This is a genomic window from Mesorhizobium sp. GW821-FHT04C10, assembly GCF_059420305.1.
Genome location: NZ_JBWKTL010000001.1, coordinates 287,804 through 299,786 on the forward strand (window position 1 = coordinate 287,804; position 11,983 = coordinate 299,786).

The 11,983-nt window shown below is 64.0% G+C and carries 8 protein-coding genes; 4 read left to right on the forward strand and 4 right to left on the reverse strand.

What is annotated here, in order from left to right:
* Nucleotides 1-29 precede the first annotated feature (29 nt).
* Genes AC07UC_RS01320 through AC07UC_RS01330 form a run of 3 tightly spaced genes read right to left on the reverse strand, consistent with a single transcriptional unit; the run spans nt 30 to nt 4,872 of the window.
* Nucleotides 30-515, reverse strand: coding sequence for an acetone carboxylase subunit gamma (locus AC07UC_RS01320; RefSeq protein ID WP_494903571.1), 486 nt, complete (start codon nt 513-515; stop codon nt 30-32).
* On the reverse strand, nt 512-2,716 hold the full coding sequence (locus tag AC07UC_RS01325) for a hydantoinase B/oxoprolinase family protein (protein ID WP_494903572.1): 2,205 nt from the start codon (nt 2,714-2,716) through the stop codon (nt 512-514). The genes AC07UC_RS01320 and AC07UC_RS01325 overlap by 4 nt, the downstream gene beginning before the upstream one ends.
* A gap of 14 nt (nt 2,717-2,730) precedes the next feature.
* Complete coding sequence (locus tag AC07UC_RS01330; protein ID WP_202324834.1) at nt 2,731-4,872, reverse strand: hydantoinase/oxoprolinase family protein; 2,142 nt, start codon at nt 4,870-4,872, stop codon at nt 2,731-2,733.
* 110 nt (nt 4,873-4,982) lie between these two features.
* Here AC07UC_RS01330 and AC07UC_RS01335 point away from each other — a divergent pair, with 110 nt between their 5' ends.
* The 4 genes from AC07UC_RS01335 (at nt 4,983) to AC07UC_RS01350 (ending at nt 11,181) form a co-directional block, all read left to right on the forward strand.
* Nucleotides 4,983-5,762, forward strand: a complete 780-nt coding sequence (locus AC07UC_RS01335; protein WP_494903574.1) for a helix-turn-helix transcriptional regulator — start codon at nt 4,983-4,985, stop codon at nt 5,760-5,762.
* Nucleotides 5,763-6,005: 243 nt separating this feature from the next.
* Nucleotides 6,006-8,180 (forward strand): alpha-ketoacid dehydrogenase subunit alpha/beta, encoded by a 2,175-nt coding sequence (locus AC07UC_RS01340; RefSeq protein WP_494903576.1) that lies wholly within the window; start codon nt 6,006-6,008, stop codon nt 8,178-8,180.
* 48 nt (nt 8,181-8,228) lie between these two features.
* Nucleotides 8,229-9,827, forward strand: coding sequence for an ABC transporter substrate-binding protein (locus AC07UC_RS01345; protein ID WP_494903577.1), 1,599 nt, complete (start codon nt 8,229-8,231; stop codon nt 9,825-9,827).
* A gap of 124 nt (nt 9,828-9,951) precedes the next feature.
* A complete protein-coding gene (locus tag AC07UC_RS01350) occupies nt 9,952-11,181 on the forward strand; it encodes an aminotransferase class III-fold pyridoxal phosphate-dependent enzyme (RefSeq protein ID WP_494903579.1) in 1,230 nt (409 codons plus the stop codon).
* A 34-nt stretch (nt 11,182-11,215) separates the two neighbouring features.
* On the opposite strand, the gene AC07UC_RS01355 is transcribed toward AC07UC_RS01350, so the two are convergent.
* Nucleotides 11,216-11,953 (reverse strand): GntR family transcriptional regulator, encoded by a 738-nt coding sequence (locus tag AC07UC_RS01355; protein ID WP_065005413.1) that lies wholly within the window; start codon nt 11,951-11,953, stop codon nt 11,216-11,218.
* Between the last annotated feature and the right edge of the window lie 30 nt (nt 11,954-11,983).

Genomic DNA, 11,983 nt, shown 5'->3' on the forward strand with positions numbered 1-11,983 from the left:
GTCGACGCGGTTCGCGGCTTCACCTCCCCTCAAAGAGGCTTGTCCAGCCATTCGCGATAGAAGCCTTCAAGATCCGGTTCGAAATCGTGCACGATGGGATAGCCGGGTGCCGCAGCTTCGACCTCGTGCATGGTGCCGCACTCAGGGCAGATGAATTCTCGGATCTCCATCCATTGCGGATCGGGGATATCGCTGTTGGGATAGATTTCGCGCAGCGATTCCTCGGTGTTGCGCACGATGATCGAAGCCTTCAGCTTCCAGTTCTTGCGATAGTCGCCGAACGAATGGCCGCATTCGCAGCGTGTCACCCTCTCGTCGCCGCTCTGGCAGATGAAGAGATGATCCGAGACCGGCAACAGGATCGGATCTTTCCAGCCTACACGGTCCTGCAGCACCGCGACATATTTGAAGAAACGGTCGTCGTCCTTGTAGGCGCTCATGACGCGGCGCGTCTGCGGCCAGGGCAGCGTGCCCGCGACCAGATCGGCAATGACTTCCTTGCTGTACGAGGTCATGGCTTTGCTCCCGGCATGAAGATCGATTTGGCGTCGACGTTCCAGAAATCGCTGAATTCCCTGGTGAAGCGCGACGACAGCTTGATCGCGCTGGCATACATTTTCTTCACCTCGGGTGCGAAGTCGGCCTTTTCGACACGGCCGCGTTCGGTCGCGATCCACTCCGAGACCGGCCTTGCCTGCGCGAGCCGCCTGGCGCGCATCTCGGCGCGATGACGCTTGGTGGCCTCGAGATTGGCGACGGGGTAGCCGTCCCCGTCCTCGTCCAGCATGATGCCGAAGATGCCCTCGGCTGCTTCCTTGGTCAGATAGCCGTTCTCGACATCCATCGCCGTCTTGATCGGGTCGCGCTCCAGCACATCGCCATAACCGCCGCCGCCATTGTAGGAATGGGTGAAGACGTCGCCGGTCTTGTGCGGTGCGGTGATGTAGGGCCCTTCCATCGTGACGTGCTCGCCCTGCAGCCGGACTTCGAGTTCGGAGCGATGCGGGTTGGTGCCGGTGTGGTGCGCCAGCGGCGCCCGCTTTTCGGCGAGTTCGAAGATGTTTGAGTCGCGCACCGCGCGATGCTTCTGGCAAGTCGGCGCCGGATAGCCGCCGCACATGCCGCCATTGTCAAACACACGCGAGGAATGCTCCGATGTAACCAGCCTGAGATGGTCGGTCTTCGAGACCAGCCATGTCGACAGGAAGGAGCAGCCGCCGCGATATTTGCCGGCGCCGCCGGAATTGGGAACGATCGAGCGGCCGATATAGACCATCGGCATGTTCTGTTCCCAGATCTCGATGTTTCCCATGTCGGATTCAGGGTTCCAGCCGACATAGGCAGTGTCCAGCCCATCCTTGATCGCCAGCGCGCCGGAACCGGCGGCAGCACATTCGAAATGCGCCATGCCGAACAGCTTGCCGTACTGGCTGGTGCCGCCCATCTCGATCATCGGGCTGTTGACCTGGCCGACGAAGGCTTCCTCGACAAAACCGCGGCCGATGAAAGAGCGCGACAAAAGCCGCTGGAACACGCCATAGGCAGGAAGCAGCAGGGCCCATGAGGTGGCGGTCGCAACCATCTCGTTGTCGGGGTTGGTCCAGGTGCCGTGCGGCAGTTTCAGTTCGGTCGCCATCCAGGCGCCGTCATTGACCAGGCCTTCGAAATTCATGTGCTGGGTGAGCGTCACGAACATGCCGCCATCCATGCCGGCCGGCGTGCAGTTCATCGAATGGTAACCCCAGGGCTGCGTGCCTTCGAAGTCCATGACGATCTTGCCGTCGGTGGTGATCTCCATCTCGATCGGTATGTTGTAGAGCCAGTCGGGATCGCCGAGCGGCTGGTAGCCCGGCTTGCCCTTGGTGACGTGGCCGTAGAAGGTGTGGCCGCGATAGATGCCGGGCACTGTCAGCTGGCGCGTGCGGGCGAGCTGGGCGCGGCGGCCTTCCTCGATGAACTCCTTCGACACCTGCATCCAGTAGTCGAGGCCGATCTCGTCGATCAGCGCCTTGACGCTTTCGCGCATGTCGATGCAAGAGGCGACCTTGGCCTTCTCGTCGAGCACCCAGTAGATCGGCATTCTGAGATTGCGCTCGCAGCGGATGACATAGTCGCGGCGGATCTCGTCGTTCTCGCCGACCTTTTCGGCGCAGACGAAAAGACCCTCGGTGAAGCGCTCCTGCGCCAGTGCCACGTCGCCGCCAGGCGTGATGCCGCCAGCCTCGAGTTCGTGGCAGACCGCGCCGGCCCAACCAACCAGCTTGCCCGAATGGAAGATCGGCACAACGTCCATCACGTCGGGCACCTGCACCGTGCCGATGAAGGCATCGTTGTTGGCGAAGATATCCCCGTCGCGGATGCAAGGGTTCTCTTCGTAGCCGTTGCGGATCATCCATTTGATGAAGCGGCTCATCGTGTGCACATGCACCATGATGCCGTTGGAGAGCGCGATCGCATCGCCTTCCGGCGTGTAGATGGCGACGACCATTTCACCGACTTCGCGCACGCCGGGCGAGGCGGAGATGCGGCGGGCCATCTCGCGCGCCGAGACGCAGTAGGCGCGCAGCTTGGTGTGCAATGTTTCGAACTTCAACGGGTCCTGGTTGCGCAGTTCGAGGTCGGTGATGCCGTCATAGCAGCCGGTCTCTTCCATGAGCCGTTCGGATTCGATCAGCCGTTCGCGGATGCGCAGCGCGGAGGCGGGTTTGTCCAGCATGGTAACAGCCCTTCTCAAGCGTGGGTGTAGTGCAGCAGCGTCCATTCATCGACATGGACGCGGTCTTGCGGGTGAACGACGAGCGTTGTCGCCGGGTGTTCGATGATGGCGGGGCCGATGACCTCGTGGCCGGGCTGCAGAAGGTCCATCTCGTAGAGGTTGGCCTTGTGCCAACGTCCGCCAATATAGGCATCGCGAACGCCCTTGTGGGCGGACGCCGGATCCGACTTGCCGAGCGGGCGCTTGAGCAGCACCGGCTTGACCTTGTCGGCGGTGGCGATGAGGCCGAGTTCGGTGATCGAGAAGCCGGCCTCGCCATAGCGCGAGACGCGATGGTTGACCTTGGCATAGACCGCCTCGAACTCGTCGATGACCCTGCGCATGTCTTCGGCCGAATGGATGGCCGACAGCGGCGCCATCACCTCGACGTCCTCTAGCTGGCCGGTGTAGCGCATCATCAGGAACGGCACGGTCCTGATCTTGTCGCGCGCATGGCCGTCCTCGATCATCTCGTCGACCGCCGCCTTGGTGAGGTCGTCCCAGACATTGGTGACCTTCTTGCCGAAGGCGAGCAGTTCGTCATCGCTGGCGCGCGCGCCAATGTCGTGCTGCGTCGAAACCGAATGCCGGCGCATGAAATCGGCTGTGGTGCAGCCAAAGGCCGAGAAGGCAGCGGCGAACTGGAAGGTGATGATGTCCTTGAAGCCGATGCCCCTGGAGCAGCCGGCCAGATGCAGCGGGCCTGAGCCGCCATAGGAGAGCAGCGTGAATTCCGAGGGGTGGATGCCTTGGCCAGAGATGACGCGGCGCAACGCATTGTTGGCGTCGGCCTCCAGCATGTCGATCATGCCTTCCGCGGCCTCCTCGACACCGACGCCGAGCAGGCGTGAGCACTTTTCCTCGAAGGCGGCTCTCGCCTTCTCGACCTGCAGCACGACCTTGCCGCCGAGGAAATAGTGCGGGTTGAGGCGGCCGAGGATGGCGTCGCAATCGGCGATGGTCGGCTCCGTGCCACCCTTGGCGAAGCAGATCGGGCCGGGGTCGGAGCCGGCGCTTTCCGGCCCGAGCGAGACTTTCCTGGTCAGCGGGTCGACCTTCAGGATCATGCCGGCACCGGCGCCGATCGTATCGAGATGCAGCGTCGGGACATTGAGCTTGAAGCGGTCCATCAGCGGCTCGTTCTCGATCCGGGTCTGGCCGCGGGTGATGACGCCCATGTCGAAGGAGGTGCCGCCCATATCCGAGCAGATCAGCGAATCATTGCCGATCAGCTTGCCGACATAGGCCGCACCGAGGATGCCGCCGATCGGGCCGGAGATCATGGTCTCGTGCAGGCGCGGGTGGTTGATGGAGGTCAGACCGCCGAAGGAGAGCAGCGTCTGCACGCCGTATTTGAAGCCGTATTTCTTCGCGACGTCCTCGATGCCCTTGAGCTGCTTGCGGCCACGCGAGGTGGCATAGGCCTCGATCAGCACCGAGTTCAGCCGCGACTGCTCGCGGATGACCGGGCGCACCTCATGACTGGTGTAGACGCGGATATCGGCGCCGGCAGCAGCGACTTCCTCTCGGCAAATCTCGGCAATGCGCTTCTCGTGCACCGGATTGACGTGCGAGAAGATCGTCATGATGCAGATGCCCTCGACCTTGTCGGCGATGAGCTTCCTGGCGGCGGCAACGACCTCATGTTCGTAGAGCGGCAGGATGATGTCGCCGAACTGGTCGATGCGCTCTGTGACGCCATGGGTGCGGCGGCGCGGCACAAGCGGATCGGGATGCTGATGCGTCACCGCATGGAGGCGGTCGGCATAGGAATAGTCGGCCCAGGCCTGCAGGCCGCGGCCCATCAGGATCATGTCCTCGAGGCCCTTGGTGGTGATCAGGCCAAGCCGGCGGCCGGTGCGCGACAACAGCGTGTTGAGCATGCCGGTGCCGGAATAGAGCACCACGTTCACGCCCGAAAACAACTGTTCCAGCGAGATGCCCCAGGCATCGGCCGCATCCTCCGCCGAGGCGAGGAAGCCCTCGGCCTCGTTCTTCGGCGTGGTCGCCGACTTGCCGATCTTGAAGTGGCCGTCCTGATCGACAAGGATGGTGTCGGTCATGGTGCCGCCGGCGTCGATGCCGATGACGATGGGGTTGGTAGTGATCTGGTCCACGGGTCGCCTTCCCTCTTCGAGAATGACCGCAGGCTAGATTCGATCGCGCGGATCGCGCCATATGCCTAAAGGCACAATGACGAGCGCGGACACGTCACCGACAAAGAGGCATGCGCATGGGCAATATCTGGGCGCCGCTCGCAAGGGCGATCGCCGCCACCGGCACGGACAAGCATGTCGACTGCCTGATCGATCTGATCGGCGCCGACATCGATCACGACCTTGTCACGGTGACACGCTACTCGACGACCCAGACGCCGGAATTCGTCAAGCACCGGCGCTTCTCCGACGAGATGGTCCAACGCTATCTCGCCAGCTACTACGTCTTCGACCCGTTCTATGCCTCCTGGCGGCGCGAGCGCCGGTTGGGCATCATGCCGCTGAAGCGGCTTGCCGACGACGAAGCCAAGCGCGGCCAGTACATAGCCGGCTTCCTGACGCAATCGGACATCTGCGACGAGGTCGGCATCATGCTCGCCGATGGCGGCGACTGGTGCCTCGGCATCTTCCTCGACCGATCGGCCAGCGCGTTCAAGGAGAGCGAGATTGCCCTTCTGGACGAGCGGCTGCCGGTGTTCGAGGCGCTGCACGCGCTCGACATCAAGGCGCGCGGGCGCGAGTTCTTTCGCACGTCGGCGCCAACCGGTCCGGGCGCCTCACCCCGGCAGGAGCCGACCATCCCGACGAGCCTGTGGCCGGAACTGTCGCTGCGCGAGCGCGAGCTTGTGCAGCTGATCCTCGCCGGCCATCCGACCGCCAACATCGCCGAGCGCCTCGGCATCACCGTCGGCACCGTCAAGAACCACCGCCGGCGCATCTATGAGAAGCTCGACATCACCACCGAGCGGGAATTGTTCCTGCAGTTTTTCCAGCACCGGGTCGACCGGTAGCCGGCCTCTACTGTCTGCGCCAAGTGGCCTCAAGTGCCGCCGAAACGATCCGATCACGCGCCTCAAAATTCCACTTGCGGAACCGCGTCGTCCCAGCTTAGTCTCGGCATCGCGCAGAAAATGAAATTTAATTCCATTTACCTGTCGAACCCCGCAAGCCACTTGTCGTGCCGAGAAAATAGCCTGACACAATCGACTGAGATAATATTTGATATATCATCTACCGAAACGGAACTAGCATAAATGGTTCAGCAGACAGCGATCCAGCCATCGGCGCCCTGGTTGCGGCTCGACGTCGACGAGTCCGACTGGAACGCCGCCGAGGTGTCGAACCTCGTGCGCTGGTATCACCAGATGCTGATCATCCGCCGTTTCGAGGAAAAGGTGCTCGACCTTGCCAATGCCGGACTGGTGCATGGGCCCGCGCACGCCAGTATAGGACAGGAGGCGACGGCCGTCGGCGCCATGTCGATGCTTGGCACCGGCGACCGCATCAACGGTACGCATCGCGCACACCATCAGGTGCTGGCCAAGCTCGTCAACGCGCAAACACCGGCTGGCTTCAACCCGCTGCACGACGCTTTCAGTGCGGACATGCAGGGGTCCGTGCGGGGCCTGATGGCCGAGATCATGGGGCTCAACGCGGGTTACTGCGGCGGCCGCGGCGGCTCGATGCATATGCGCGACGATGCTTCCGGCATTCCCGGCACCAGCGCCATCATCGGCGGCAACCTGCCGCATGCGGCGGGCTATGCGCTGGCCGACAAGCTGCTTGGCACCGGCAACATTTCGGTCGCCTTCTTCGGCGACGGAACAATGATGGCCGGACCGGCCTATGAGGCGATGAACATCGCCGCGCTCTACCGGCTGCCGGTGATCTTCTTCGCCGAGAACAATTTTTACGCCGTCTCCACCCATGTCAACGAACAGACGCGCGAGACGCGGCTGGCGTCACGTGGTCCGATGCTGGGCTTTCGCGGCATCGAATGCGACGGCATGGATGTGGTGGCGGTCCATCACGCCATGCGCGAGGCGCGCCGGGCCATCGAGGAAGACGGCGGGCCGGTCCTGGTCGAGGCGCTCTGCTACCGTTTCCTGCACCAGAGCGGCGCGCGGCCGGGCAGCGAATTCGGCTATCGCACACGCGCCGAGGAGGACGTCTGGAAGGCGCGCGACCCGCTCACGACGATGGCCGCGCGGCTGAAGACGATGGGCATCCTCAATGCCTCCGACCTCGCTACGCTCGACCAGCGCGTCGTGGAGGTGGTCAATACCGCCGCCGACTCGCTGACCGAAATGAGCGGCAACGCGTTGCGCATTCCCGACCATCTGTGGCCAAGCCCTGACGAAGTCGACAACCAGATCCGCGGCGACCTTTCGGAACTCAAGGACGAACGCTTCCTGGAGATCGAGGATGTGCCGCCGGCCGAGACCAGGCCGGTCAAATTCATGGTTGCCGCATCGGAAGTGATCGCGCGCGCCATGGAGCAGGACCCGCGCATCATCATCATGGGCGAGGATGTGCACCGGCTGCGCGGTGGTGTCTCCGGCGCCACCAAGGGCGCGCTGGAGCGCTGGCCGGAGCGCGTGCTGGCGATGCCGATCGCCGAGAACGGTTTCGTCGGCGTGGCGCTGGGCGCGGCCCTGTGCGGCCTGCGGCCGATCGTCGAGATCATGTTCGGCGACTTCTGCCTGGTCGCCGCCGACCAGCTTTTCAATGCGGTCAGCAAGGTGCGGCACATGTTCGGCGGCGGCTTCCCGGTCCCGATCGTGATCAGGGTGCGCGTCTCGCCGCACACCGGCTACGGCTCGCAGCATTCTGGTGACCCGTCCGGCCTGTTCGCACTCTATCCCGGTTGGCGCATCGTCGCACCGACGACGCCCTTCGACTATGTCGGCCTGATGAATTCGGCGCTGAAATGCGACGACCCGGTCGTCGTCATCGAGCATGTCGAACTGTTCCCGAGCGAGGGGCCCGTTCCGACCGATGACCGAGACTATTGCGTGCGGCTCGGCAAGGCGAAGATCGTCAGGCCAGGCAGTGCCTGCACTTTGCTCACCTCGGCCAGCATGGTGTCCGTCGCCAGGCAGGTGGCCGAGGAGACCGGCGTCGATGCCGAGATCATCGACCTGCGCAGCCTCGACCCGACCGGGCTCGACTGGAAGCTGGTGGAAGCCTCCATCCGCAAGACCAACCGCGTCGCCATCGTCGAGCAGGTACAGCGCGGGCTGTCGCTCGGCGGACGGCTGACACAGGAGATTCAGGACCGCGTGTTCGACTATCTCGACCACGAGGTCCTGCATGTGACGGGCAGCCTTTCGGCTCCCGTCGTATCGGCCCCGCTCAACCGGGCCGCACTGGGCGGCGCTGACAAGCTCAAGGCCGCTCTTCGATCCCTCACCGGCGTGAGCGGGTAGAGCTGATGCATTGCCACAAAGATCCGACAAGAAAATGGGAGAACTGACATGAACATCCTACCGAGAACCAAGACCAGGGCGACGATGCTGGCGGCCGTGCTTATGGCCACCAGCGCCCTCTGGGCGCCGTCGACCTTCGCTCAGGACGAGAAGCCGCTGGTCATCGCGCGCAACATCGACCTCAACTCGCTCGATCCGCACCGCGCCTTCTGCGACACCTGCCAGATCTACAATTCCAGCGTCTATGAATCACTGCTGACGCTGGACAAGGACAACAAGCTGGTCCCACTCTTGGCTTCCAAGTGGGAAGGCAATGCCGACCAGACCAGCTTCACCTTCACGCTCGACCCGGCCGCCAAATTCTCGGACGGTTCGCCGGTCGAAGCCAAGGACGTGAAATGGTCGTGGGAGCGGCTGAAGAACCTCAAGGGCAGCGCCTCGTTCCTGATGGACAATGTCGCCTCGATCGAGACGCCGGACGCACATACGGTCGTCGTCAAGATGGTCGCGCCGAGCTCGGAATTCCTGAATATCGCGGCGGCGCCCTATACGGCTGTCGTCAACAGCAAGGTTGCTTCCGAGGCCGGCGCCAAGGCCGGTGCGGACGCCTCGACCACGGACAATGCCGAGGCCTGGTTCCTGGCGCATTCGGCCGGGAGCGCGCCGTTCGTGCTGAAATCCTATGAGCCCAACTCGGAAGTGCGCCTGGTGCGCAACGACAAGTACTGGCGCAAGGCGCCGGCACTGAGCGAAGTCGTCATCCGCCAGACCAAGGATGCGGTGGCGCAGGCGCAGATGCTGCAGAGCGGCACCGCCGACATCGCCATGCAGATCGACCCGGATACCGCCAAGACGATGACGGGCAGCGACGTCAAGATCGAGACCGTGCCGTCCTACAACTTCATCTATGTCGCGCTGTCGCCCGGCGCCAAGGCCAACAAGGTGCCCTTGACGCCCGAGGTGCGCGAGGCGATCTCGCTTGCGCTCGACCGTCCGAGCATCCTCGACTTCACCATCGGCTCCGAGGGCCAGCTGATCAGTGCACCGATCCCGCTCGGCTTCCCCGGCGGCTCGGGCTTCGAGGCACAGCCCTATGATCTCGACAAGGCAAAGGAACTGTTGGCCAAGGCTGGCCACGCCGACGGCTTCGAGATGGAAGCGGCGTTCCCGGGCATGAACGTCTATGGCGTCGACCTGTCGCTCCTGATGCAGAAGGTCCAGCAGGACCTGGCCAAGGTCAACATCAAGCTCGATCTGCAGCCGATCCCCTTCGCCAACTGGCGCGAACGCATCAATGGCGACGGCATCCCGATGACCGCGGTGTTCTACGCGCCGGACTATTACGGCACCTCGCAGTACATCGAGTATTTCGCCATGACCAAGGGCAGCCCGTGGGCGCGGCGCGCCGGCGCGGAACGCGAGCCTTCGGTGCTCAACCCGAGGGAGTCCGAGCTCTACAAGGCGGCGCTCGCCGCGAGCGGCGACGAGGCCGCCAAGCTCTGGCATCAAGCCGGCGAGGAGATGATCAAGGACAGGGTCATCCTGCCGCTGGTCAGCCCGAACCTGATCCTGGCCTACAAGTCCGACGTCAAGGGCGTGCGCTACAGCGCTTGCTGCAACCTGCCGCTGGCCGAACTCAGCCACTGAGCGAAAAGATGACGGGGAGGCGCAAGACCGCCTTCCCGTTTCTGCCCCTCTGGAAGATCGCAAAATCCTGTTCTTCCAGTATTCAAAACTAATATATGATATATCAATGAGTGGAGACCTCGCCATGCCTTCCCTGATCAACTCCAAGGACCAGATGCTGCGCGAGCGCGCGGCCTCGGTCATTCCGGGCGGCATGTGGGGGCACATGTCCACGCGCTATCTCGGCTCCGCCTATCCGCAATTCTTCGAGCGCGCCGACGGCTGCAGGGTCTGGGATGTCGATGGGCGCGAATACATCGACCTGATGTGCAGCTGGGGTCCCAACATCCTTGGCCATCACCATCGCGCGGTCGAGGAAGCGGCGGCGCGGCAGCGCAGCCTGGGTGACGCCATGAACGGCCCGGGCGAAGTGCTGGTCGAACTCGCCGAACTGCTGGTCAAGACCGTGGCGCATGCCGACTGGGCGATGCTGCAGAAGAACGGTACCGACGCCACCACGGCCTGCGTGACCATAGCGCGCGCCGGCACCGGCCGGCGCAAGGTGCTGGTGGCGCGCGGCTCCTATCACGGCGCGGTCCCGTGGTGCACGCCCTCGCTCGCCGGCGTCACCGCCGAGGATCGCGCCCATCTGATCCATTTCGACTACAATGACGTTGCCAGCCTGGAAGCCGCCGTCGAGCAGGCCGGCAATGATCTTGCCGCTGTCGTCGTCACCGCCTTCCGGCACGACGTCGCCCGCGACCAGGAACTGCCGACCGCCGCCTTTGCCAGGCGCGCGCGGGAACTCACCACGGCCGCCGACGCGGCGCTGATCGTCGATGATGTCAGGGCCGGGTTCCGCATCGATCTCGCCGGCAGCTGGGAGCCCCTCGGCGTGCGGCCGGACCTTTCCGCCTTCTCGAAGGCTATCGCCAATGGCTATCCGCTGGCCGCCATCACCGGCACGGACCGGTTCCGCGAGGCCGCGACAAAAGTCTATGTGACGGGCTCGTTCTGGTATGGCGCCGTCGCCATGGCCGCGGCGATCGCCACCATCAAGACGCTGCGCGACTCCAATGCGATCGCCAGCATGAATGCCGCCGGTGAGCGGTTGCGCTCCGGCCTCGACGCTGCCGCCAGGAAACATGGCCTTTCGCTTCGCCAGACCGGGCCAGTGTCGATGCCGATGGTGCTGTTCGACGGCGATGCCGAGTTCAAGAAGGCCGATGCCTTCTGTTCGGCCGCCTTGCGCGAAGGCGCCTATTTCCATCCCCGGCACAACATGTTCCTGAGCGCCGCGCACACCGCCCGGGACGTCGACCTTGCGCTTCAGGCCGCCGATGCCGGCATGGCCGCGGCTGCGCAGGTGGCGTGAGCCGGTGCCGATGCGTTTGGGGAGAAAGGATCGCTCAGCCGGCCGCCGAGACCAGGCGGCCGTTCTGCGCGGCGCGGCGCAGTTCCTCCGGCGTGACCGAACCGTCGTTCAGCCTTTCCAGAACCTTGACCAGCAGTCGGCCGCCTTCGATCATGTCCTGCTGGATGCCCTTGCGCACACCGTTCTCGTCACGCGCCCGCAGCGCGTCGAGTATGTCGAGATGACGGTGGCGGCCGTCATAGGTCGGCCTGGCGTTCGGGTACTGGTAGTTGACCAGCGGGCCGTTGCGCAGCCAGATGCCCTCGATGATGGCGAGCAGCTCCGGCATGCCCGCGGCCTGGTAGATCGAGTGGTGGAATTCCCAGTTGTCGCGGACGGCCTCGAACCAGCGGCCATTGTCCTCGTCGTCGATCAGCCTCTCATGCACCGCCGTCAGGCGGTCGATCTCGCGCGGTTCGATGCGCGTCGTCGCCGCGGCACCGGCCATGCCTTCGAGATGCAGGCGAATGCTGCGCAGCTCCAGATATTGGGCGAGCGACAGCTGGGCGACGGTGATCGACCGGCCCGCCTCCATCTCCAGGCCCTTTTCACGGACCAGTTGCATCAACGCCTCGCGCACCGGCGTTTCGGAAACCTGAAGACTGGCGGCGAGGTCACGGATCTTGAAGCGATGGCCGGGCCAGAAACGGCCTTCCATCATGGCGCGGCGCAGCTCTTCGTAGACGCGTGTCGTCAGATTGTCGCGCGCGATCGGCGCGATGGAAGCAGTCACATCCAGTCTCCGTCCTTGCAGGGGCGCAGG